Annotated in this window: 25 protein-coding genes and 1 riboswitch; of the genes, 13 read left to right on the top strand and 12 right to left on the bottom strand. The window is 71.4% G+C overall.

The window, feature by feature from the left end:
* Position 1 precedes the first annotated feature (1 nt).
* The 3 genes from ACX938_RS12940 to cobJ are packed head-to-tail and all read left to right on the top strand — an operon-like array spanning position 2 to position 2,111.
* A complete protein-coding gene (locus ACX938_RS12940) occupies positions 2–631 on the top strand; it encodes a precorrin-8X methylmutase (protein ID WP_459431363.1) in 630 nt (209 codons plus the stop codon).
* Positions 628–1,359, top strand: coding sequence for a precorrin-2 C(20)-methyltransferase (locus ACX938_RS12935; RefSeq protein ID WP_232752972.1), 732 nt, complete (start codon positions 628–630; stop codon positions 1,357–1,359). The genes ACX938_RS12940 and ACX938_RS12935 overlap by 4 nt, the downstream gene beginning before the upstream one ends.
* Positions 1,356–2,111 (top strand): precorrin-3B C(17)-methyltransferase, encoded by a 756-nt coding sequence (gene cobJ / locus ACX938_RS12930; protein WP_459431362.1) that lies wholly within the window; start codon positions 1,356–1,358, stop codon positions 2,109–2,111. Before ACX938_RS12935 ends, cobJ begins: the two co-directional genes overlap by 4 nt.
* Here cobJ and ACX938_RS12925 read toward each other — a convergent pair.
* Positions 2,084–2,836 (bottom strand): cobalt-precorrin-6A reductase, encoded by a 753-nt coding sequence (locus ACX938_RS12925; RefSeq protein WP_459431361.1) that lies wholly within the window; start codon positions 2,834–2,836, stop codon positions 2,084–2,086. The two genes, cobJ and ACX938_RS12925, sit on opposite strands and share 28 nt — an antisense overlap.
* Between ACX938_RS12925 and cbiE the strand changes: the two genes are divergently transcribed.
* From cbiE to ACX938_RS12890, 7 genes are read left to right on the top strand one after another with little or no spacing between them, the layout of a single operon-like run.
* The gene (gene cbiE, locus ACX938_RS12920) at positions 2,835–4,028 is read left to right on the top strand and encodes a precorrin-6y C5,15-methyltransferase (decarboxylating) subunit CbiE (RefSeq protein WP_459431360.1); all 1,194 of its coding nucleotides are present in this window, start codon (positions 2,835–2,837) and stop codon (positions 4,026–4,028) included. The genes ACX938_RS12925 and cbiE overlap by 2 nt on opposite strands.
* On the top strand, positions 4,025–4,393 hold the full coding sequence (locus ACX938_RS12915; RefSeq protein ID WP_459431359.1) for a cobalamin biosynthesis protein: 369 nt from the start codon (positions 4,025–4,027) through the stop codon (positions 4,391–4,393). Before cbiE ends, ACX938_RS12915 begins: the two co-directional genes overlap by 4 nt.
* On the top strand, positions 4,390–5,184 hold the full coding sequence (gene cobM, locus ACX938_RS12910) for a precorrin-4 C(11)-methyltransferase (RefSeq protein WP_459431358.1): 795 nt from the start codon (positions 4,390–4,392) through the stop codon (positions 5,182–5,184). Before ACX938_RS12915 ends, cobM begins: the two co-directional genes overlap by 4 nt.
* Positions 5,177–6,505: a cobyrinate a,c-diamide synthase gene (locus ACX938_RS12905; RefSeq protein ID WP_459431357.1), complete on the top strand. Its 1,329-nt coding sequence runs from the start codon at positions 5,177–5,179 to the stop codon at positions 6,503–6,505. The genes cobM and ACX938_RS12905 overlap by 8 nt, the downstream gene beginning before the upstream one ends.
* Entirely contained in the window at positions 6,502–7,230 is a 729-nt protein-coding gene (gene cobA / locus ACX938_RS12900; RefSeq protein WP_459431356.1) for a uroporphyrinogen-III C-methyltransferase, read from the top strand. The genes ACX938_RS12905 and cobA overlap by 4 nt, the downstream gene beginning before the upstream one ends.
* Entirely contained in the window at positions 7,227–7,967 is a 741-nt protein-coding gene (gene cobF, locus ACX938_RS12895; RefSeq protein WP_459431355.1) for a precorrin-6A synthase (deacetylating), read from the top strand. Before cobA ends, cobF begins: the two co-directional genes overlap by 4 nt.
* Positions 7,964–8,290, top strand: coding sequence for a DUF1636 family protein (locus ACX938_RS12890; protein ID WP_459431354.1), 327 nt, complete (start codon positions 7,964–7,966; stop codon positions 8,288–8,290). The genes cobF and ACX938_RS12890 overlap by 4 nt, the downstream gene beginning before the upstream one ends.
* 23 nt (positions 8,291–8,313) lie before the next feature.
* On the opposite strand, the gene ACX938_RS12885 is transcribed toward ACX938_RS12890, so the two are convergent.
* The 6 genes from ACX938_RS12885 to ACX938_RS12860 all read right to left on the bottom strand — a co-directional run bounded on the left by ACX938_RS12885 (position 8,314) and on the right by ACX938_RS12860 (position 13,139).
* Complete coding sequence (locus tag ACX938_RS12885; RefSeq protein WP_459431353.1) at positions 8,314–8,820, bottom strand: hypothetical protein; 507 nt, start codon at positions 8,818–8,820, stop codon at positions 8,314–8,316.
* 26 nt (positions 8,821–8,846) lie between these two features.
* Positions 8,847–9,551: a CbtA family protein gene (locus ACX938_RS12880; protein WP_459431352.1), complete on the bottom strand. Its 705-nt coding sequence runs from the start codon at positions 9,549–9,551 to the stop codon at positions 8,847–8,849.
* A 4-nt stretch (positions 9,552–9,555) separates the two neighbouring features.
* A complete protein-coding gene (locus ACX938_RS12875; RefSeq protein WP_232752984.1) occupies positions 9,556–9,729 on the bottom strand; it encodes a CbtB domain-containing protein in 174 nt (57 codons plus the stop codon).
* A gap of 36 nt (positions 9,730–9,765) precedes the next feature.
* Positions 9,766–9,965: riboswitch (cobalamin riboswitch) on the bottom strand.
* A gap of 60 nt (positions 9,966–10,025) precedes the next feature.
* The gene (locus tag ACX938_RS12870; RefSeq protein WP_459431351.1) at positions 10,026–11,072 is read right to left on the bottom strand and encodes an ABC transporter substrate-binding protein; all 1,047 of its coding nucleotides are present in this window, start codon (positions 11,070–11,072) and stop codon (positions 10,026–10,028) included.
* Positions 11,069–12,469: a sensor histidine kinase N-terminal domain-containing protein gene (locus ACX938_RS12865; protein ID WP_459431350.1), complete on the bottom strand. Its 1,401-nt coding sequence runs from the start codon at positions 12,467–12,469 to the stop codon at positions 11,069–11,071. The genes ACX938_RS12870 and ACX938_RS12865 overlap by 4 nt, the downstream gene beginning before the upstream one ends.
* Entirely contained in the window at positions 12,462–13,139 is a 678-nt protein-coding gene (locus ACX938_RS12860) for a response regulator transcription factor (RefSeq protein ID WP_232752987.1), read from the bottom strand. The genes ACX938_RS12865 and ACX938_RS12860 overlap by 8 nt, the downstream gene beginning before the upstream one ends.
* Positions 13,140–13,314: 175 nt before the next feature.
* Here ACX938_RS12860 and ACX938_RS12855 point away from each other — a divergent pair, with 175 nt between their 5' ends.
* The 3 genes from ACX938_RS12855 to ACX938_RS12845 all read left to right on the top strand — a co-directional run bounded on the left by ACX938_RS12855 (position 13,315) and on the right by ACX938_RS12845 (position 16,403).
* Positions 13,315–14,304: a Bug family tripartite tricarboxylate transporter substrate binding protein gene (locus ACX938_RS12855; protein ID WP_232752988.1), complete on the top strand. Its 990-nt coding sequence runs from the start codon at positions 13,315–13,317 to the stop codon at positions 14,302–14,304.
* A gap of 119 nt (positions 14,305–14,423) precedes the next feature.
* Positions 14,424–14,855: a tripartite tricarboxylate transporter TctB family protein gene (locus ACX938_RS12850; protein ID WP_232752989.1), complete on the top strand. Its 432-nt coding sequence runs from the start codon at positions 14,424–14,426 to the stop codon at positions 14,853–14,855.
* A gap of 9 nt (positions 14,856–14,864) precedes the next feature.
* Positions 14,865–16,403 (top strand): tripartite tricarboxylate transporter permease, encoded by a 1,539-nt coding sequence (locus tag ACX938_RS12845; protein ID WP_232752990.1) that lies wholly within the window; start codon positions 14,865–14,867, stop codon positions 16,401–16,403.
* A 185-nt stretch (positions 16,404–16,588) separates the two neighbouring features.
* On the opposite strand, the gene scpB is transcribed toward ACX938_RS12845, so the two are convergent.
* The 5 genes from scpB to argS all read right to left on the bottom strand — a co-directional run bounded on the left by scpB (position 16,589) and on the right by argS (position 22,082).
* Positions 16,589–17,200, bottom strand: coding sequence for an SMC-Scp complex subunit ScpB (gene scpB / locus ACX938_RS12840; RefSeq protein WP_459431394.1), 612 nt, complete (start codon positions 17,198–17,200; stop codon positions 16,589–16,591).
* 287 nt (positions 17,201–17,487) lie between these two features.
* The gene (locus ACX938_RS12835; RefSeq protein WP_232752991.1) at positions 17,488–18,288 is read right to left on the bottom strand and encodes a segregation and condensation protein A; all 801 of its coding nucleotides are present in this window, start codon (positions 18,286–18,288) and stop codon (positions 17,488–17,490) included.
* Positions 18,285–19,292: a glycoside hydrolase family 3 N-terminal domain-containing protein gene (locus tag ACX938_RS12830; RefSeq protein WP_459431349.1), complete on the bottom strand. Its 1,008-nt coding sequence runs from the start codon at positions 19,290–19,292 to the stop codon at positions 18,285–18,287. Before ACX938_RS12830 ends, ACX938_RS12835 begins: the two co-directional genes overlap by 4 nt.
* On the bottom strand, positions 19,289–20,266 hold the full coding sequence (locus tag ACX938_RS12825; protein ID WP_459431348.1) for an SPOR domain-containing protein: 978 nt from the start codon (positions 20,264–20,266) through the stop codon (positions 19,289–19,291). Before ACX938_RS12825 ends, ACX938_RS12830 begins: the two co-directional genes overlap by 4 nt.
* A 70-nt stretch (positions 20,267–20,336) precedes the next feature.
* Positions 20,337–22,082, bottom strand: coding sequence for an arginine--tRNA ligase (gene argS, locus ACX938_RS12820; protein WP_459431347.1), 1,746 nt, complete (start codon positions 22,080–22,082; stop codon positions 20,337–20,339).
* Between the last annotated feature and the right edge of the window lie 87 nt (positions 22,083–22,169).

Here is a 22,169-nt window from a genome sequence, read left to right as displayed (position 1 = left end):
CATGCCTTACGCCTACGAAAAGGACGGCGCGGCGATCTATGCCGAAAGCTTCGCCACCATCCGGGCCGAGGCCGACCTCGCAGGGCTCGCCCCCGATGCCGAACAGGTGGTGGTGCGGATGATCCATGCCGCCGGCATGGTCGGGCTCGAGGCGCATGTGCGGATATCCGACGGCGCGGTCGCCGCCGCCCGCCGGGCGCTCGAGGGCGGCGCGCCGATCCTCTGTGACGCGCGCATGGTCAGCGAGGGCGTGACCCGCAAGCGCCTGCCTGCCGAGAACGAGGTGATCTGCACCCTGCAGGACCCGCGCGTGCCGGGGCTGGCGGCGGAGCTGGGCACCACCCGCTCGGCCGCGGCGCTGGAGCTCTGGCGCGACAAGCTGGAGGGCGCGCTGGTCGCCATCGGCAACGCGCCGACGGCGCTGTTCCATCTCCTCGAGATGCTGGAAGACCCGACCTGCCCGCGCCCCGCGGCGATCATCGGCTGCCCGGTGGGCTTCGTCGGCGCGCGGGAATCGAAGGACGCGCTCTGGGCCGCGCAGCCGGTGCCCGCGATCATCGTCGAGGGCCGGCTCGGCGGCAGCGCCATCACCGTCGCCGCGATCAACGCCATCGCGAGCCGCGCGGAATGACCGCGCCGGGCACCATCCACGGCGTCGGCCTCGGCCCCGGCGATCCCGACCTGATGTCGGTGCGCGCCGACCGGCTGGTGCGCGGCGCACGGCACGTGGCCTTCTTCCGCAAGGCCGGGCGGCGCGGCCAGTCCCGCGCCATCGTCGAGGGCATGCTGCACCCCGAGGCCCGCGAGATCGCCATGGAATACCCGGTCACGACCGAGATCCCGCTGTCCGATCCGCGCTACAACCAATGCCTCTCGGCCTTCTACGAAGAGGTCACCGCCAAGCTGCGCGCCATCGCGGAAGGCGGCGAGGACGTGGTAGTCCTCTGCGAGGGCGACCCCTTCTTCTACGGCTCCTTCATGCATCTCTACACCCGGCTCTCGCCGCATGTGCCGGTCCGGGTGGTGCCCGCGATCACCGGCATGTCGGCGGCCTGGACGGCGACCGGCGCGCCGATCACCTGGGGCGACGACGTGCTCTCGGTGCTGATGGGCACGCTGGACGAGGAGGTGCTGGCGACCCGCGCCCGCGAGGCCGACGCGCTGGTTGTCATGAAGGTCGGGCGTAACCTGCCGAAGATCGCCCGCGCGCTTCAGGCCGCGGGCAAGGCCGCGCGCGCCCAGGTCATCGAATACGCCAGCATGGAGCGCCAGGCGGTCACGCCGCTCGACCAGATCGGCGACCGGGCGCTGCCCTATTTCTCCATCGTCGTCGTCCACGGCGAGGGACGCCGGCCATGAGCGGCTGGGTGCGGATCGCGGGCCTCGGCCCCGGCGCGGAGGCGCTGGTGACCCCCGAGGTGCAGGCGGCTCTGGCGGAGGCGACGGATGTGGTGGGCTACATCCCCTATGTCCGCCGCGTGGCCCCGCGCCCCGACCTGCGCCTGCACGAAAGCGACAACCGGGTCGAGATCGACCGCGCGCGCCATGCGCTCGAGATGGCCGCGGAGGGCCGCCGCGTGGTGGTTGTCAGCTCGGGCGATCCCGGCGTCTTCGCCATGGCCTCGGCGGTTTTCGAGGCGGTGGAGGACGGCCCTGAGGCCTGGCGCGCGCTGGAGATCGGCGTCCTGCCCGGGATCACCGCCATGCTCGCCGCCGCGGCCCGCGCGGGCGCGCCCCTGGGGCATGACTTCTGCGCCATCAACCTGTCGGACAACCTCAAGCCCTGGGCGCTGATCGAGAAACGGCTGCGGCTCGCCGCCGAGGCGGATTTCGCCATGGCCTTCTACAACCCGCGCTCCAAGTCGCGGCCCGAGGGCTTCGCCCGCACGCTGGAGGTGCTGCGCGAAGGCTGCGAGCCGTCCCGCGTCATCATCTTCGCCCGCGCCGTCTCGACCCCGGAGGAGGCGCTCCGCGTCACCACCCTGGCCGAGGCGACCCCGGAGATGGCGGACATGCGCACCGTGGTCCTGGTCGGCTCCTCGGCGACCCGGGTGATCGCCCGGCCCGAAGGCGCGCCCTTCGTCTACACGCCCCGCTCGGTGCCCGCATGAACCCAGGCCAGCGCCGCCTCGACGTCATGGACCTCGTCCCGCGCGGGCAGCGCCGGGCGGTCGATCATCACGACCGGCAGGCCAAGCGCGCGGGCGGCGGCGATCTTCGCGTAAGCCCCGCTGCCCCCGGCGTTCTTGGAGACCACGAGGTCGATCCCGTGCTCCTCCATCAGCGCCCGGTCGGCGGCTTCGTCGAAATGCCCGCGGTCGACGACCACGGCGTGATCGGGAAAGGGCGGCGGCGCCTCGGGCGGATCGACGAGCCGCAGCAGGTAGAAATGCTGCGGGTTCGGCGCGAACTCCGCGAGGTGCATCCGCCCCACCGCCAGCATGACCCGCGCCGCCGGACGGGAAAGCGCCGCGACCGCGCCCGCGATGTCGGGCACATGCTGCCAGGCGTCGCCCGCTTGAGCCTGCCAGGGCGGACGGGTCAGCGCCACGAGCGGCACGCCGGTGGCCCGGGCCGCTTCCACGGCGTTGCGGCTCATCTGCGAGGCGAAGGGATGGGTCGCATCGACCAGATGCGTGATCTTCTCCGCGCGCAGGTAATCGGCCAGCCCCTCAGACCCGCCGAAGCCGCCGATCCGCTGCGGCAAGGGTTGGCGCAGCGGCCGTGCAACGCGGCCCGCGAAGGACACCGTGCCGGAGAGCCCGGCATCGGCGGCGCGGCGCGCAAAGGCGGTGGCCTCGCTAGTGCCCGCGAGGATCAGGAGGTTCGGCGTCATGGCTGATCGACCCTGGCTTACCATTCTCGGTCTCGGCGAAGATGGACCGGAAGGGCTGCCGCCTGCAAGCCGCGCCGCGCTCGAAGCCGCCGACTGCGTGATCGGCCCCGCGCGCCACCTGGCGCTGCTGCCCGATCTCGCCGCCGAGCGCATCGAATGGCCGGTGCCCTTCGCCGAGGGGCTGCCGCTTATCCTCGCCCGCCGGGGCAGGCCCACCGTGGCGCTGGCCTCGGGCGATCCCTTCTGGTTCGGCGCGGGCCGGGTCCTGGCCGAAGCGCTAGAGCCCGGCGAATGGCGCGCCCTGCCCGGGCCTTCGACCTTCTCGCTGGCCGCCGCGCGGCTCGGCTGGGGGCTGGAGCGGACCACCTGCCTCGGCCTGCATGCCGCGCCGCTGACCCGGTTGCGCCCGCATCTCGCGCCGGGTGCGCGGATCCTGGCGCTGCTGCGCGACGGCGCGGCGGTGGACGCCGTGGCGGAGCTCCTTTGCGAGCTGGGCTTCGGCGAGAGCAGCCTGACGCTTTGCGAGGCGCTTGGCGGCCCGCGCGAACGGGTCCTTCACGTGAGGGCCTGCGACTGGACTGGCGGCGCCAGCCATCCGGTCGCACTGGGCCTCGAAATCGCGGGTCCGGGCGCGGTGATGACCTGCGCCAGCGGCCGCGAGGATGCGCTGTTCGCCAGCGACGGGCAGATGACCAAGCGGCCGGTGCGGGCGCTGGCGCTGTCCGCCCTGGCCCCCCGGCCCGGAGAGCGGCTCTGGGACATCGGCGGCGGCTCGGGCTCGATCGCCATCGAATGGCTGCTGGCACACCACACGACCCAAGCCACCTCGATCGAACCCCGCCCGGCGCGCGCCGCGAACATCCGCGCCAATGCCGCGGCGCTTGGCGTCGACCGCTTGCTGGTCGTCGAGGGCACGGCCCCCGAGGCGCTGGCGGGCTTGCCCGCGCCGGACGTCGTCTTCATCGGCGGCGGGCTGTCGCGCGCGCTGCTCGACGCGCTCACCGAACAAGCCCCCGGCGCGCGGCTCGTGGCCCATGCGGTGACGCTCGAAAGCGAGGCACTGCTTGCCGATTGGCAGGCCAAGCAGGGCGGAGAGCTCCTGCGGATCGAGCTGGCCGAGGCCCGCCCGCTCGGCAGCCGGCGCGGCTGGGCCGCCGCCTATCCGGTGGTGCAATACCGGGGGCGCCTGTGATCGTCGCGGGTTTCGGCTTCCGCGCGGGCGCCAGCGCCGCGAGCCTCGCCGATGCCTTCGAGAAGGCCGGCGGCGCCGCCCGCGCGCAGGTCCTCGCCACGGCCGAGGACAAGGCCCGCGCCCCGGCCTTCGCCGCTTTCGCCCGAGAGGTCGGCCTGCCCGCGCGGGGCGTTGACAGCGCCGCGCTCGCCCGCCAACAGACCGCCACGCAATCGCCCGCCGCGCGGGCCGCGCGCGGCACCGGAAGCCTCGCCGAGGCGGCCGCCCTGGCCGCCGCCGGCCCCGGGGCCCGTCTGATCGGCCCGCGCGTGATCTCGGGCGACCGCATGGCAACCTGTGCCCTGGCTATGGGAGAGACCTTGTGACGGTGCATTTCATCGGCGCCGGCCCCGGCGCGCCGGACCTTCTGACCCTGCGCGGGCGCGACCTGATCGCGGCCTGCCCGGTCTGCCTCTACGCGGGCTCGCTGGTGCCCGAGGCGGTGCTGGGCCATTGCCCCGCGGGCGCGCGGGTGGTGAACACCGCGCCCATGGACCTCGACGGCATCATCGCCGAGATCGAGGCCGCCGAGGCCCGCGGGCAGGACGTGGCGCGGCTGCATTCGGGCGACCTCTCGGTCTGGTCGGCCATGGGCGAGCAGATCCGCCGGCTCGAGGCGCTTGGCATCGCCTATACCGTCACCCCCGGCGTGCCCGCCTTTTCCGCCAGCGCCGCGGCGCTTGGCGCCGAGCTGACCCTGCCGGGGCTCGCGCAATCGGTGGTGCTGACCCGGACGCCGGGGCGCGCGAGCTCCATGCCCGAGGGCGAGACGCTGACCGCCTTTGCCCGCACCGGGGCGACGTTGGCCATTCACCTCTCGATCCAGAACCTCGCGCAGGTGGTCGCGGACCTCACCCCGCATTACGGCGCCGATTGCCCCGCCGCCATCGTCTGGCGCGCGAGCTGGCCCGACGAGCGGGTGCTGCGCGGCACGCTGGGCGACATCGAGGCGCAACTGCCCGAGGGCATCTCGCGCACAGCGCTGATCATCGTGGGCCCGGCGCTCGGGCGCGAGGGCTTCACCGAGAGCCGCCTTTACGCCACCGACTACGACCGCCGCTACCGCCCGCAATCGGCCGACAGCCCCTGGGCAGACTGGAGCGCCGGCGATGACTGATCCCGCACTGCTGCCGCCGGGGCTTCTGGTCTCGGCTCCCGCCTCGGGCACCGGCAAGACCACGGTCATGCTGGGGCTCTTGCGCGCGCTCGCCGAGGATGGCCTGTCGGTCCAGCCCTTCAAGTCGGGGCCGGATTACATCGATCCCGCCTTTCACCTCGCCGCCGCCGGGCGGGCAAGCTTCAACCTCGACACCTGGGCGATGGACGGCGGGCTTCTCGGCGCCATCGCGGGCCAAAGCGCGGGCGCCGACATCTGCCTCGGCGAGGGCTCCATGGGGCTCTACGACGGGGTCGCGACGCAAGGTCAGACGGGCTTCGGCTCCTCGGCCGAGACCGCAAGGCGCATGGGCTGGCCGGTGGTGCTGGTCGTCGACGCGGGCGGCCAGGCGCAATCCGCCGCCGCCACGGCCATGGGCTTTGCCGCCTATCAGCCCGACCTGCCCTTCGCCGGGGTCATCCTGAACCGCGTCGCGAGCCCGCGCCACGAGCGGCTGATCCGGCTCGGGATGGAGCGCGCGGGCCTGCCGGTCCTGGGCGTGCTGCCGCGCCGGGGCGACCTGGCCCTGCCCGAGCGGCACCTGGGGCTGATCCAGGCGGTGGAACATCCCGACCTCGAGGCCGCCATCGCGGGCTATGCGGCCTTCCTGCGCGAGCACGTGGACCTGCCCGCGATCCGCGCCGCGGCGCTTGGCGGGGCCAGGCCCGAGGCGGGCCGTCTGCCGCGCCCGCCCGCGCAGCGCATCGCGATTGCCCGCGACGCGGCCTTCTCCTTCACCTATCCGCATCTCCTCGAGGGCTGGCGCGCGGCAGGCGCCGAGATCCTGCCCTTCTCGCCCCTGGCCGACGAGGCGCCGGACCCGCAGGCGGACCTCGTCTGGCTGCCGGGCGGCTACCCGGAGCTCTACGCCGGCCAGCTCGCCGCCGCCGAAACCTTCCGGGCGGGCCTGCGCCGTCACGCCGAGACGCGGCCCGTGCACGGCGAATGCGGGGGCTACATGGCGCTTGGCACAGCACTGATCGACAAGGAGGGCACGCGCCACGAGATGGCGGGGCTCCTGGGTCTCGTGACCTCTTACGAGAAGCGCAAGTTCCACCTCGGCTACCGCCGCGCGCGGCTGGTCGCGGAGATGCCGGGCCATGCGCCGGGCGCCGCGCTCAGGGGCCATGAGTTCCATTATTCCACCATCCTCGAGCAGCCCGACGCGCCGCTGGCCGAGGTCGCCGACGCCGATGGCAACGCGGTGCCGGAGACCGGCTCGCGCCGGGGCCATGTCTCGGGCACCTTCTTCCACCTGATCGCGGCGGAGGAGGCGGCATGACCGGGTTCGTCAGCTTCGTCGGCAGCGGGCCGGGCGACCCGGAGCTTCTGACCCTGAAGGCCGTGGACCGGCTGAAGCGCGCCGATGCGGTGCTCTTCGACGACCTCTCCTCGGGCCCGATCCTGTCCTACGCGCGGCCCGGGGCGGACCTCGTGGGCGTCGGCAAACGCGCCGGGCGGCCATCACCGAAACAGGGCCATGTCTCGCAGCTCTTGGTGGACTACGCGCTGGAAGGCGGGCGGATCGTGCGGCTGAAATCCGGCGACGGCGGGCTGTTCGGACGGCTCGAGGAAGAGCTGGTGGCGCTGCGCGCCGCGGGCGTCGCCTACGAGATCGTGCCCGGCCTGCCCTCGGCTTTCGCAGCGGCGGCGGCGGCGGGCATCCCGCTGACCCGTCGGCTTACCGCGCGGCGGGTGCAATTCGTGACCGGTCATGACGTCACCGGCGAGCTGCCGCGCGACCTGGACCTGACGGCGCTGGCCGATCCGCGCGCCTGCACGGTGGTCTACATGGGCAAGCGCACCTTCCCGGCGCTGGCCGCCATGCTGATCGAGCGCGGACTGCCGCCCGAGACGCCTGCGCTTCTGGCCGAGGCGGTCTCGACCCCCGACCAGCGGCTGACGCGCAGCACGGTGGGCGGCTTGGCCACGGCGCTCGAGGGCGCGACAAGCCCGCTGCCGGCGCTGATCCTCTACGGTCCCCTGGCCGAGGAGACGGCGGTGTGAGGGACCTCTGGCTCATCGGCATCGGCACCGGCAGCCCCGACCACTTGACCCGCGAAGGCCTGCGCGCGCTCGCCGAGGCGGGGCTGATCCTGGTGCCGCGCAAAGGCCCCGGGAAGGACGACCTGGCCGAGTTGCGCCTGCGGATCATCGAAGAGGCCGGGGCAAAGGGGCGCGTCGTGCCCTTCGACATGCCGGTGCGCGACGAGAGCCTGCCCTACCAGACCCGCGTTTCGCGCTGGCACGACGAGATCGCGGCGCGCTGGCAGGCGGCAATCGCGGGCGCCGAGGCGGAGGGCCCCGTGGCGCTTCTGGTCTGGGGCGACCCGGGGCTTTACGACAGCACCCTGCGCATCGCCGAGCGGCTCTCGCCCGCGCCGCGCCTGCGGGTGGTGCCGGGCGTCACCGCGCTGCAGGCGCTGACCGCGGCCCATGCGATCCCTTTCAACACGGTGAACGGCGCGGTGACGGTGACCACCGGGCGGCGGTTGCGCGACCACGGTTGGCCCGAGGGCGCCGAGACTGTGGTGGTCATGCTCGACGGGGAGTGCAGCTTCCAGGGGCTGGCGCCCGAGGGGCTGCACCTCTGGTGGGGCGCCTACCTCGGGATGGAGAACCAGGTGCTCGACGCCGGGCCGCTGGCCGAGGCCGGCCCGCGCGTGGTGGACGCCCGCGCCAAGGCGCGCGCGGCGCATGGCTGGATCATGGACACCTACCTTCTGCGCCGCGTGGCGCCGTGACGGCGGTGCTGCGCCTCTGCCGGACCTGCGAGGGGCCGGGCTGGGACGCGCTCCGAGCCGAGATCGCGGCGGCGGGGCTCGAAGTGCGGATCGCCCCGCAGGACTGCATGAACGGCTGCGGCGCGCCGGTCTCCATGGCGCTGCAGGCGCCCGGGCGGGCGACCTATTTCTTCGCGGGCGTCGACCCTGAGGCCGACCGCGCCGACATCATCGGGACGCTGCGCGCCTACCTCGCGGCGCCCGGAGGATGGATCGAGGATGCGCGCCCCTGCGGGCGGCTCCGGCACTGCCTGAAAGGCCGGGTGCCCGCGCTGCCCGAGTGAGGGGACGCGGCCCCTCGCCGCGCTCAGTTCTGCAGCGTCACGACTTCACGCAAAGCTTTACCTTCGACCGCCAGAAGCCGGTGATCATTGGCGTTCAGCGTCACCGCCAGTTCGACCGGACCGTCAGGCAGATCGGCCAGATGCACCCAGGGGCCATAGAGCCGCGCGCGCTTTTCGCCGTTCACGTAGAGATGGGCGTGGCCCTCTCCGGGCACATGCGCGGTGCTGGCATTGGCGGGCGCGAAGGTGAAGTTCTGCGTCTGGATCTGCAGGTTCCAGCCCGAGGCCGGATCCTCGCTGAGCGCGAGCGCAAGCGCCGGGGCATCGGGCCCCGCGGGCAGCTCCAGCATCTCGCCGTGGTCGTGCGCCGCGCCCTGACCGCCGCCCGCGCCGCCCGCATGGGCGCCGTGATGGGCAGGGTCGGAATGGTCGTGGCCGTCCAGCGTGATGCCCTGGCCGGCCGCGAAGGTGAAGCCGAGCCCGCCCCCGAGGACGAGCCCGATCACCAGAAGCGGAATGGATCGGTCCATGCCGGTGCTCTCCTGTCAGGCGGGGCTCAGGCGGTCTGCGCCGCGCCCTGCCCTTGCGTCTCGCGGGCCCAGAAGAACCCGGCGAAACCGCCCAGCAGCACCCAGGCCGCGAGCCCGGTGCCAAGCGCCCGCGCCGCGAAAAGCGCGCCAAGCTCGGTCGGAACCGGACCCGAGAAGACCTCGGGCGAGGGCGCGCCGACGAGATGCGGCGCGAGCAGCAGCACCACGGCGCCGCCCCAGGCCGCCCAGCTCCGCCCGAAGGCCGCGAGCCAGAGGCCGATGCCGGTCGCCAGCACCGTCGCGCCCCACCAAAGCTGCCGCGCCATGAGGTCGGCGGCGGCAACGCCCGGCACCTCGGGCGGCAGGCCGAAGGCCGGCGCCATGTGCACGGTGACAAAGCCCGCCGCGCCCCAGAGAAGGCCGGACCGCGCATTGATCTGGGCGCCGCGCTCCTGCGCGAGCGCCATGAGCGGGATCAGCACCAGCGCATAGCCCGCGTAGATCAGCATGGTGAAGATGATGCTCAGGCCGTCGCGCAGCGCGTCGAAGCCGCCAAGCGCGGGCCTGGCCGAATTGGCCTCGCCGCCGGGGCCGAAATGCACCAGCTCCCCGCCCTCGTAGAGCTCCGCGTGCAGCAGCACCGGCTGCACGAAGACAAGCTGCAGCAGGGCGGCAATCAGCCCCGCGGCAGCCCCAGCGAAGAGCGCGCTGGTCAGAATCCGGGTGAACATGAGGTCAGTGGCAGGGGAAGCCGGTGGCGTGGCGCACGTCATGCGCCGCGTCATGCAGGGCGCCCGCCTGCGCGTGGCCGGCCATCCAGAGGATGCCGAGCCCGAGGACTGCCGCCGACAGCGCCGCGAGGATGCTGCGCGAACCGCTCTGGCCTGCCGTGAGGGTCGTGGTGGTCATGGTCGTTCTCCTTTCCCTCTCACCCGAGGGGGTTCGTGGTGTCGCCCGTGACAGGCAGGTCTCCTGGCTCGCGGGTCTTTGCTTCGGCCGACCTTCCCGGATTGCTCCAGTGGTATCCCGGCCTGCGCTCGCCGCTCACAGTTGCGGGGGCAGCTGCAGGTTTGACGCCTGGGGCGCCGCACTGCATTCCCTCTTTCCTCCGGCGGGCTGCCGGAACCGATCACATCTTCCTCGCTACAGAAGGCCGCACCCCCGGTCAATCGCAATGCTTGGCGATCTGACGTGGTGTGGCCCCCTCAGGGCGAGCCGCCCAGGCTGAAGGCATTGTTCCAGATCGAGAAAAGCCCCTCGCGGGTGTTGGCATCGAGTGCCACCAGAAGCGACGGGGACAGCGCGATCAGCCGCCGGGCGCTCGGCACCAGCCCGTGTTCGTCGGCATCGGCACTCATCACCAGGCCTATCTCGGCCAGCATGCCCTGCGCCTCCGCCGACAGGAGGAAATCCAGAAGCCGCGTCGCACCCTCCTTCTGGCGGGCGCCGTGCGGGATCATGTAGCTGCGCGAGAGGATCAGCGTGTAATCCTCGGGCAGGATGACGCCCACGTCGGGCTCCGCGACGCTGGCCACGTAAGAGCCCAGCACGTTGTAGGCGAAATCGTATTGGCCCTCGGCCACCCCGCGGATGATCTCGGTCGAGCAGCAGGTCGCCACCGCGTCGACCCGGGCGAAGCCTTCGAGCATGGCGCCGAAGGTGCTGGCCTCGAGGCTGTCGCTATGGGCGAAGAGATAACCCAGCCCCGATGCCGCGATGTCATAGGTGGCGATCCGCCCGCGCAGCGCCTCGGGGGCCTCGCGCATCAGGTCGAGCAGCGCGAAACGGCTGCGCGGCACCTCGGCCCCACCAAGGGCGCGCTTGTTGTATATGATGACCGCCGGTTCTTCGGTCAGGCCCCAGACCTCGTCGCGCCAGCGCCGCACCGGCGGCAGCGCCGAGGTCCGCGGCGAGACGTAGCGATGCGCGCAGGCGGCGTTCACCAGCCAGACCATGTGATGCACCGCCGAAGAGAGGATCGCATCGGCGGGCGCGCCCTGCCCTCCGTCCTCGCAGGCCGCGCGGCTGCGCGCGAACAGCGCGTTCGAGCCCCATTGCTCGTAGCGCAGGAGCAGGTCGGGGTTGAGATCGGCGAACCGCTGCATGACCGGCGCGATGATGGCGATGTCGGTGGTCGACATGAGCGTCATCTCGGTCGCACCGGTGCCGAACTCGGCGATGTCCTCCTGCGCGGTGGCGGGCACGGCGATGAGCGCCAGGAAGGCGGCGAGGGCGTAACGCAGCAGGGTCATGGGGCCTCCTCGCTGGGGGCTGTGGGCAGGATCAGCACCACCCGGAAGCCCGTTTTTTCTTGGGTCATCTCGACCCGCCCGCCGAAGGCTTCGGCCACGGATTTCACGATGGCGAGGCCAAGGCCCGCGCTTTGTTCCTGGCTCTGGGCGGTGCGCTCGAACCGTCCGCCGAGCCGCGCCAGAAGCTCCGGCGCCGGCCCCGGCCCCGCGTCGGCGACCCAGAGCGCGGCCTGCCCATCGCGCTCCTCGGCGCCCAGCACGACCGGCGGCACGCCGTGGCGCAGCGCATTGGCCAGAAGGTTCTTCGCCGCCTCCTCGAGCGAAAAGACCTCGGCCATGACCATGACCGGCTCAGGCCCGATTTCCAGCCGCATCTCGGCGCCGGGGGCCAGCAGCTCGTGGTCGCGCCGCTCGACGATCTCGAGCGCGATCTCGCGCAGATCGACGGGCACCCGGGGCGCGCTGTCGGTGCGGTGGATCACCAGCGCGCGGCTCAGGAGCTGGTCGAGGAGACGCCCCAGCGATCGGGTCCGCGCCAGGAGCCGCTCGCCCGCCCGCGCGCGGCCCGGCGGGCTGTCCTCCTCCAGAAGCGTCTCGGCCTGCACCCTTATCGCCGCGACCGGGGTCCGCAGCTGGTGGGCGGTGTCCGAGATCAGGTTGCGCATGGAGCCCATCTGCCGGTCGAGCCGCCCCATGAAGCGGTTCATCGCGTCGAGCATGACCCGCAGCTCCTGCGGCACGCCTTCGGTCGGCATGGGTGTCAGGTCGTAGGGGTCCCGGAAGGCCAGATCCTGCGAGAGCGCGCCGAGCGGGCGCACCGCGCCCCGGATCACCACCCAGGAGATGCCCATGAGCGCGATTCCCGCCAGCACCATGGGCAGCAGCGCATCGACCATGAGCGCCAGCGCCATGGCGCGCCGCGCGCGCAGGGTCTGGCCCACGGTCACGGTGACCTCGCCCGAGAAATCCCGCTCGGCGAAGCGCCGCGTCACGGTGACGAAGCGCGCGGCCTCGCCCTGCAGATCGGCGTCGAAGAACTCCGGCTCGATGCGGCCGGGGGCGTGTTCGGGATGGCCCGGCAGCACGCCGAAGCCGGTCACCGGCTCGCCGCCGGGCCCCGTCACCGCGTAGTGGATGCGGTCGTCGGGGGCCTGGGCCAGAAGCTCGAAGGCCGAGACCGGCAGGTCCACGAAAGGCCCGCCGTCCTGGATGCGGATCGATTCGGCGATGTCGTTGGCGGCCCCCACCAGGATCCGGTCGTAGGCCTGCCGCGCCGCCTGCCGCCCGTTGAACCAGGTCGAGCCCGCGACCAGCAGCCCGCCCGCGAGCAGGATCACCAGGACCGCGCCCAGGACGCGGTAGGCCAGGCTCGGGGCCGCGGGCGCGGGCCTAGGCATGCAGCCCGATCCGGTAGCCGACGCCGCGTCGGGTCTCGATCACCACCGGGGTGCCCGCGAGCTTCTTGCGCAGCCGCGCGATGTAAAGCTCGATGGCGTTCACGCCCACATCGGTGTCGTCGAAGCCGAAGAGCGAATCGTAGAGCCGCTGCTTGGTCAGGAAGTGCCCTTCCTGCCGCAGGAGCACGTCGAGAAGCGCCGCCTCGCGGCGGGTCAGCTCGAGGTGGCGGCCCTGCAGCGTGGCGCTGCGCTCGGCCGGCAGGTAACAGAGCGGCCCCAGCGTGATCGCCTCGCCCTTCTGCGGCTGGGCGGCGTTGCGGCGCACCAGCGCCCGCAGCCGCGCCTCGAGCTCGCGCTGGTCGAAGGGTTTGCCCAGGTAATCGTCCGCACCGCGATCGAGCGCGCCGACCCGGTCGTCGATCGAGGCCAGCGCCGTCAGCATCAGGACCGGCGTGGCATCGCCCGCGGCGCGCACCTCGCGCAAAAAGTCGATGCCCGAGCCGTCGGGCAGGTTGATGTCGACGATCATCGCGTCGAATCCCTGCACCGCCCGGCAGTCGCGCGCCTCTTCGAGGCTGGCGGCCAGGTCGCAGGTGATTCCCACCCGGGCGAAGCGCGCGACCACGCCCTCGGCCAGGTCGGTGGCATCCTCGACCATCAGAACCCGCATCGCCGAATCTCCTCCCAAAGCGCCGGCGCGGCCCGGTGACAGGTTCACGACAGCTTTATCGGCTATCCCCTCTCGTAACCCGCAACCCGGGAGGCTGAAAAGCCGCCTTGGACCCCGCGGGGGACTTTCGGTCGCGGCGCGGAGGGCGCCAGGCGGCCACCAAGTGGAGGAAACCATGATCAAATCGGCAACCCGCGGCCTGATGACGGCCGCGATCCTCGGCCTGTCCGCCGTCGCGGCGCAGGCGCAGGACTACACCCCGGAAAACCCCGAGTGCATCGCCCCGGCCAACCCGGGCGGCGGCTGGGACTTCACCTGCCGCCAGGTCGGCAAGTCGCTTCAGGACCAGGGCCTCATCGACAAGACCATGCAGGTCGTGAACCTCGCCGGCGGCGGCGGCGGCGTGGCCTTCGCGGAAGTCGTGAACAAGCGCGGCGACGACAACGACCTGATCGTCGCGGCCTCCTCGGCCACCGCGACCCGGCTGGCGCAGGGCGCCTACCCGGGCAATTCCATGGATCAGGTGCGCTGGCTGGCCACCATCGGCGCGGATTACGGCGTGATCGCCGTGGCCGCCGACAGCGAGGTCGAGACGCTTCCCGAACTGCTGGACCAGATCAAGGCCGATCCGACCAGCGTGTCGGTCGCGGGCGGCTCCGCCGTGGGCGGCTGGGACCACCTCAAGGTGCTGATCGCGGCCAATGCCTATGGCATCGATGACGTCCGTTCGGTGAAATACATCGCCTTCGACGGCGGCGGCGAGGCGGTGACCCAGCTTCTCGCGGGCTCGGTCCAGGCCTTCACCGGCGACATCTCCGAGGCCAAGGGCTTCGTCGATTCGGGCGACATCAAGGTGATCGCGGTGCTCGCACCCGAGCGCCTGCCGGGCGAGTTCGCCGACTTCCCGACCGCCAAGGAGCAGGGCGTGGACGCCATCGGCGCCAACTGGCGCGGCTTCTACGCGCCGGGCGACATGTCGGACGCGGCCTATGACACCTGGGTCTCGAAGCTTTCCGAGCTCTACGCCACCGACGAGTGGAAAGCCGTCATGGACGCCAACGGCCTCGCGCCGCTCGACCTGCAGGGCGAAGAGTTCGAGACCTTCGTCTCGGAATCGGTGGCCCGCATCGAGGGCATCTCGAAAGAGATCGGCATCATCAAGTGAGGCTCCGCGCGGGGTGGCTTGAGGCAGCCGCCCCGCCCCGGCCTCCCCGGGGCCGCCACCCGCCCTCCCGCGCGTGGCGGCCCCCCTTTCCCCTCACCCTTTCACTCAGGAGATCCCCCATGAGCGATCGTATCTTCGGGGTCTTCGGCATCCTGCTGGCTTTCGCCTACGCCATGGCGGCGCTGGCGATCGAGGAAAGCTTCCTCTCCGATGCCGTCGGACCGAAGGCCTTTCCGCTGATCCTGGCCGCCATCCTCGGCCTGTCCTCGCTGGCCATCATCCTCAAGCCCGACGCGGAACCGCGCTGGCCCGCGCTGGGGCGGCTCGCGGAAATCGCCGCCGCGGTGATCGTGATGATCGCCTATGCGCAGCTTCTTCCCGAGGCGGGCTTCGTCATCGCCACCGCCTTCGCCGCCGGCTACCTGGCCTGGCGCCTGGGCTCGCGCCCGCTCGAGGCCGTGGCCACCGGCGTCGGCACCTCGGTCGGCATCTACGTCATCTTTCACCTGGTGCTCGGGCTTTCGCTGGCCCGCGGCCCCTGGGGCTTCTGAGGGGGCACCATGGATATCTTCGCATCCCTCGGCGACGGCTTCGCCATCGCGCTCACCTGGCAGAACCTGGCGCTGGCGCTGCTTGGCTGCTTTCTCGGCACCGTCATGGGCGCCATGCCGGGGCTCGGCCCCTCGAACGGCGTGGCGATCCTGATCCCGCTGGCCTTCACCATGGGCCTCGGCGCGACGCCCTCGCTGATCCTGCTGACCTCGGTCTATTACGGGGCCATGTACGGCGGGCGGATCTCGTCGATCCTTCTGAACATTCCCGGTGACGAGCCGGCGATGATGACCTGTCTCGACGGCCACCCGATGGCCAAGAAGGGGCTCGCCGGCGAGGCGCTGTCGCTTTCGGGCATCGCGAGCTTCGTCGGCGCCTTCTTCGCCACCTGGGGGCTGATCTTCCTGGCGCCGCAGCTGGTGAAGATCGCGCTGCTCTTCGGTCCGGCGGAATATTTCGCGCTCTTCGCGCTGGCCTTCATGACGCTCGGCGGGGTCTCCTCGACCAACCAGGCGAAATCGGCCTTTGCCGCGGCGCTTGGTATCGGGCTCGCCATGATCGGCGTCGACACCCAGACCGGCGTGCCGCGTTTCACCTTCGGCGAGGTGCACCTCTACGACGGCATCGACTTCCTGGTCGCCATCGTTGGGCTCTTCGCGCTCTCCGAAGTCTTGATCTTCCTCGAGCATCGCCACGGCGGCTCGGACGCCTCGGGCAAGAAGATGGAGATCGGCCGGCTCTACCCGCCGCTCTCGATGATCAAGCGCTGCACGCCCACCATGCTGCGGACCAGCGTCTTGGGCTTCATCGCGGGTGTTCTGCCCGGCGCGGGGGCCTCGCTTGGCTCCTTCATCTCCTACTCGATGGAGAAGCGCCTGGTCGACCGCGAGAACACCTTCGGCACCGGCGATCCGCGCGGCGTCGCGGCCCCCGAGACCGGCAACAACGCCGCCGCCGGGGGCGCGCTGGTGCCGATGCTGGCGCTCGGCGTGCCGGGTTCGGGTACCACGGCGGTGCTGCTGGCGGTGCTTCTGGCGCTGAACATCACGCCGGGGCCGCTTCTGTTCACCCAGAACCCCGACGTGGTCTGGGGCCTGATCGCGGCGCTCTTCATCGCCAACTTCATGCTGCTGGCGATGAACATCCCGATGGTGGGGCTCTTTACCCGGGTGCTCATGGTGCCCTCGCGGATCCTCATGCCGATCGTGGCCATGGTGAGCTTCGTGGGCATCTACGGCATCTCGGGCTCGAGCTTCGACCTGATGGTGATGATCGGCTTCGGGGTCATGGGCTGGGGGCTGCGCAAGCTCGACGTGCCGCTGGTGCCGATCATCCTCGGCACGCTTCTAGGCAACGCGATGGAGAGCAACCTGCGCCGGGCGATCACCATCGACAACGGCAACTGGTGGACGCTGGTCGACAGCCCGCTGTCGATCGGGCTCTGGGCCGTGGCCATCGTGGGCTTCGTGCTGCCGGTGATCGTCGGTCGCCGGGTGAAGGCCAAGATGCAGCAGCGCCGGGACGAGGAAGGCGCGCTCCGCGACTGAGCGGGCGGAGCCTTCGGACGGCGGAAGCGCCGCGCCCTGACCGGGGTGCGGCGTTTTCTTTTGGTGTGCGGTGTTTGGGTGGCATTGGGCCGTGGTGTGGGCGGGCGGCGCCTGCCTTGCGCAGTCTGCTGCTCAGACCGACAACGCGGCAGACGCGCTTCGCGGCTAGGCCGAACGCGCCCGCCTCAGTCCTCGAACAACTCGCTCTGCCCCTCGTCGGTCTCTTCCTCGGCGTCGAGGTCGCCCTCGCCCGACTGCGGCAGCGTGCCCGGCGGCGGGCGGCTCTCCAGGAGCCCCGCGGCGCGCAGCTCCTTCAGGCCCGGCAGGTCGCGCGCGCTTTCGAGGCCGAAGTGGTCGAGGAACTCCTGCGTCACCACGAAGGTCACCGGGCGGCCCGGCGTCATGCGGCGGCGGCCGAAGCGGATCCACTCCATCTCGAGCAGCTGGTCGACGGTGCCCCGGCTGACCGAGACGCCGCGGATCTCCTCGATCTCGGCGCGGGTGACGGGCTGGTGATAGGCGACGATGGCCAGGGTCTCGATCGCCGCGCGCGACAGCTTGCGGGTCTCGACGGTCTCCTTCTGCATCAGGAAGCCGAGGTCCGGCGCGGTGCGGATCGCCCAGGCGTCGCCGACGCGGGTGACGCGCACGCCCCGGCCCTCGTAGCGCTTTTGCAGGTGCACCAGCGCCTCGGCGGCGTCAGCCCCATGCGGCATCCGGTCGTCGAGCTCGCGCACGGTGACGGGTTCGGCGGAGGCGAAGAGGATGGCTTCGACCATGCGCTCCTGCTCGCCGATGGGCGGGGCCTCGAAGAGGGTCTCTTGCGGGGCCTCGTCCTCGGGGGTTTCGGCGTCGGCTTCGGGGGCTTCCGCACCGCCCGCGCCCGCAGCCCCGGCAGAGGCGTCGCCGCTCTCCACGTCCGCCCCGTGCTGACCAGCAACCTCACCCGAAGCGCTCCCAGCCCCCTCGGCCCGCGCATCCTGCATCGCATCCGCCTCCGCGCGGCGCAGCGGCGTCTCGCCACCCTCCGGGGTCTCGGGCATCGGGGTCTCGTCTTCGGGAATCGGATCGTCGGCCATGGCGCTCATGTCTCGCGCCCGTCGCGGCGGCGCAACTCGATCGGGGCGAACATCTCGGACTGGCGCAATTCCGCCCGGCCCTCCTTCACCAGTTCCAGCGAGGCGGCAAAGGTCGCCGCGGTGGCCGAGCGCAGGCGCATCGGGTCACGGTCCCAGCCTTCGGGCAGATAGGAGGAAATATCCGTCCAGGTGCCCGCAAAGCCGATCATGCCGCGCATCCGGTCCAGCGCCATCTCCAGCGTGAAGACATGGTCGCGGTCCATCACGAAGGGGCGGAAATCGTCGCGGGTGCGGATCCGCGCATAGGCCTGCATCAGGTCGAGGATCGAGGCCGAATAGCGCACCCGGCGCACCCGCTCCATTTTTTCGGGGATGCCGCGCACGAAGAAATCCCGGCCCAGCTGGTCGCGGCCCATGAGCCGGGCGGCAACCTCGCGCATGGCCTGCAGCCGTTCGAGCTGGAAGGCCAGATGCGCGGCCAGTTCCTCGCCCGAGGGGCCTTCCTCGGTGGGATCGGGCGGCAGCAGCAGCCGCGATTTCAGGAAGGCCAGCCAGGCCGCCATGACCAGGTAATCCGCCGCCAGCTCGATGCGCAGCGCGCGGGCCTTCTCGACGAAGGCCAGGTATTGCCGCGAGAGCTGCAGGACCGAGATCTTCCGCAGGTCGACCTTCTGCGTCCGCGACAGCGTCAGAAGCAGGTCGAGCGGCCCCTCGAAGCCGTCCACGTCGACGATCAGCGCCTCCGCTTCGAGGCGGTCGGCGACAGAGATCGGCTGGATGTCGAATTCGGGTTGGTCGTCTGTCATCCCGCGCGCCCGGAGCCAAGCGCCTCCAGCTTGGCGGTGAGAGCCTCGATGTCAACCTCGCCGGGGTCGCGGCGGGCGGTCAGGGCGGCAACGGCGCGGACATGGCTTTCGGCGCTCATCTCGCCGACCTCTTCCATCAGCGGGGCCATTTCCGCGTAATCGCCGTTGCAGTGCAAGACGCAGTCGCAGCCCGCCGCCTTGGCCGCGGCGCCCCGCTCGGGCACGCTGCCCGAGAGCGCCTCCATGGAGATGTCGTCGGTCATCAGGAAGCCGCGGAAGCCCAGTTCGGCGCGGATGAGCTCGATCATGCGCGGCGAGACCGTGGCCGGGTTCGCTGGATCGAAGGCCTCGAAGACCAGATGCGCGGACATGCCGAGCGGCAGGTCCGCGAAGGCCCGGAAGACCGCGAAATCGGTGCCCATGAGCACATCCGGCGCCTCGGAGATGCGCGGCAGCGCCAGGTGGCTGTCGAGCTGCGCAAGCCCGTGGCCCGGCATGTGCTTCATCACCGGCAGGACGCCGCCGTCGAAATGCGCCTGCGCCACGGCGCGGCCGCGCTCGGTCACCTCGGTGACGCCGGTGCCGAGGCAGCGGTCGCGCAGGATCGCATGGGTGTCGGGCCGCGCCACGTCGAGGGTCGGCGCGCAATTGCCGTCGATGCCGTAGCTGCGCAGCTCGGCGGCGATGATCCGGTAGCGCAGGTAAAGCGCCTTGGCCGCGACATCGCCATGCGCCCCGGCGAAATCAAGCGGCGGGGTCCAGCCGCGCGCCAGCGGCGGGCGCAGGCGCTGGACGCGGCCTCCCTCCTGGTCGATGAAGACCGGCGCATCGCGGCCCACGGCGTCGCGCAGCTCTGCCGTCAGCGCCCGGATCTGGTCCGGCGTCTCGAGGTTGCGCGCGAAGAGGATGAAGCCGAAGGGGTTGCTGCGGGCGAAGAGCCGCCGCTCCTCCTCGGTGATCCGCGGCCCCAGGGGGGCGAGGATCGCCGCCCCGAACCGGCTCACCGGGCCACCACCGGGATGCAGTCGCTGCCCTCGGCCACCAGCGCCGCGCAGAAGCGCCGCGCGTCGGAGAGATCGGTGAAGCCATGGGCGCGCAGCCGGTAGAAGGTCTTGCCGCCGGATTGCGCCTGCTGGATCACCCGCGACTTAGGCCCGAGGTAATCCTCGAAGCGGGTCGAGAGCTTGGCCCATTCCTGCCGCGCGGTCTCGGCGCTGTCGAAGGCACCGAGCTGCACCAGCCGGGTGCCGGAGGCGAGGTCCTCGGGGGCGATCTCGCGGGCGGCCTCGGCCTCCTCGGGGGTGACGGGGCTCAGCGCGGCGGTGCGCAGCCCGCTGGGCCGGGCGCGCGGCTTCAGCGAGCGGGCCATGCCGTCCTCGCCGCCAAGCGCCATGGCGATGGTCGCGTCGATGGCGGCGCGCTCCATCTCCTCTTTGCCGGAGGCGGGGCGCTCGGCCTCGGCCTGATCGGCGGCCCCCTCGCCCGCCTCACCGGGGGCGAGCGGCGACAGGGGCTTGGCCCCGGCGGTGACCTCTTCGACGAGCGCGGCGAGCGTCAGCTCTTCCTCGCCCTCACCCTCGGCCGCGCCGGCCTCGGGTTTCGGCTGCGGCACCACCGGATCGGCGGCGGCCACCTCCTGCGGGGTGTCCTCATCTGAGAGGCGCGCGTCCTCGGGGGCAAGCGTCAGGGTCTCGGGCGGCGGCGGCGCCACGCCCTGCCCGGCCACGTCGTTGACCGCGAGCCCCTGGTGATCGGCGGGCTGGCCGCCGGGGTTCTCGGGCTGGACGCGCATCGGCCCTTCGGCCGCGCGCACCACCGGGATGCCCGAGACGTCGCGCATCACCAGCTTCGTGCCCCAGACGCCGACGCCGACGATCAGCGCAAGCGATACCGCCGCGCCGGTCAGATGCGTCAGGGTCGCAAATGGATTCTTGGGATGGCCCCCCTCGTCGGGACCGGAGCGATAGGTCTCCGCCATGCCTGCCTCTCGTTCCGGCGGACATCCCGCCGGTCTGCTGCTCTGCCAGTCCGGCGGGCGCTTTTTTGTATCAGCGCATTTCTTCTGCCGGTTCGACGCCCAAGATACCCAATCCCGCTGCCAAAACAACCGAGACAGCCCGCGCCAGGGCGATTTTCGACTGGCTTGTTGCGGGGTTGTCTTCCTGCAGGAAGCGCAGCCCGGGCTCGTCGTTGCCGCGGTTCCAGAGCGCGTGCAGTTCCGAGGCCAGCTCGTAGAGGTAGAAGGCCACCCGATGCGGCTCGGAGGTGCGCGCGGCGATCTCCACGAGGCGCGGCCATTCGGCGAGCTTCTTGGCCAGCGCCAGCTCGGAGGGATGCGCCGCGTCGGTGGCGTCGATGCCGGCCAGCGTGGCGTCGCTCACGTCGATGCCCGCGGCCTGGGCCTTGCGCAGCACCGAGGAGATCCGCGCATGGGCGTATTGCACGTAGAAGACCGGATTGTCCTTGGACTGCTCCAGCACCTTGTCGAAGTCGAAGTCCAGCGGCGCGTCGTTCTTGCGGGTCAGCATGACGAAGCGGGTCACATCGGAGCCCACCTCCTCGACCACGTCGCGCAGGGTGACGAAGGTGCCGGCGCGCTTCGACATCTTGAAGGGCTCGCCGTTCTTGTAGAGCTTCACCAGCTGCGTGAGCTTGATGTCGAGCGGCGTCTTCTCCTGCGAGAGCGCCGCGACCGCCGCCTTCATCCGCTTCACGTAGCCGCCGTGATCGGCGCCGAAGACGTCGATCAGCAGGTCGAAGCCGCGTTCCACCTTGTCGTAGTGATAGGCGATGTCGGGGGCGAAATAGGTCCAGGCGCCGTCCGACTTCATGATCGGCCGGTCGACGTCGTCACCGTATTCGGTCGACTTGAAGAGCGTCTGTTCGCGCGGCTCCCAGTCCTCGGGGGTCTTGCCCTTCGGCGGCTCCAGCACGCCCTTGTAGATCAGGCCCTTGTCGCGCAGGCTCTCGATCGCCGCCTCGATCCGGCCGGTGCCGTAGAGCGACTTCTCCGAGAAGAAGACATCCATCTTCACGCCCAGAAGCGCGAGGTCCTCGCGGATCAGGTCGAGCATCCGCTCGGTCGCGAAGAGGCGCACCTTCTCGAGCCAGACCTCCTCGGGCTGGTCGAGATAAGCCTCGCCGACCTCTTCTTTCAGCGCCGCGCCGACCGCGATCAAGTAGTCGCCGGGATAGGTGCCCTCGGCGAACTCGACCTCGTGGCCATGCGCCTCAAGGTAGCGCAGGTAGACCGACCGCGCGAGCACGTCGACCTGGGCGCCGCCGTCGTTGATGTAATATTCCCGCGTGACCTCGTAGCCCGCATAGTCGAGCAGCGCCGCCAGCGCGTCGCCGAAGACCGCGCCCCGGGTATGGCCGACGTGCAGCGGGCCGGTGGGATTGGCCGAGACATATTCCACGTTGACCCGCTGGCCCTGCCCCATGGCGGAACGGCCATAAGCCTCGCCGGCCTTAAGGACGGCGGCGGGCAGCGCCTGCCAGACCGCGCCCGAGAGCCGCAGGTTGATGAAGCCCGGGCCCGCCACGCTGGCCTCGGCCACGCGCGGATCGGCGGAGAGATGCGGCACCAGCGCCTCGGCGATGTCGCGCGGCTTCTGCCCCGCGGGCTTGGCCAGCACCATGGCCGCATTGGTCGCCATGTCGCCATGCGCGGGGTCGCGCGGCGGCTCGACGGTGACCGGGCCGAGGTTCAGCTCGCCCGGCAGGCGGCCTTCGGTCTGCAGCTTGCCGATGGCGTCGGTGACAAGGGTTCCGATCTCGGAAAAGAGGTTCATGACGGCGTGCTCCTGACTTCGGGGCTCCGTCTACCATGCCGGCAAGGGGCGTCAATGCAGCCTCAGGCCTCGGGCCTTCTTACGCTT

The organism is Roseivivax sp., assembly GCF_054552075.1.
The sequence above is the reverse complement of the archived record's forward strand: the minus strand, read 5'-3'. Positions and strand labels throughout refer to the sequence as shown.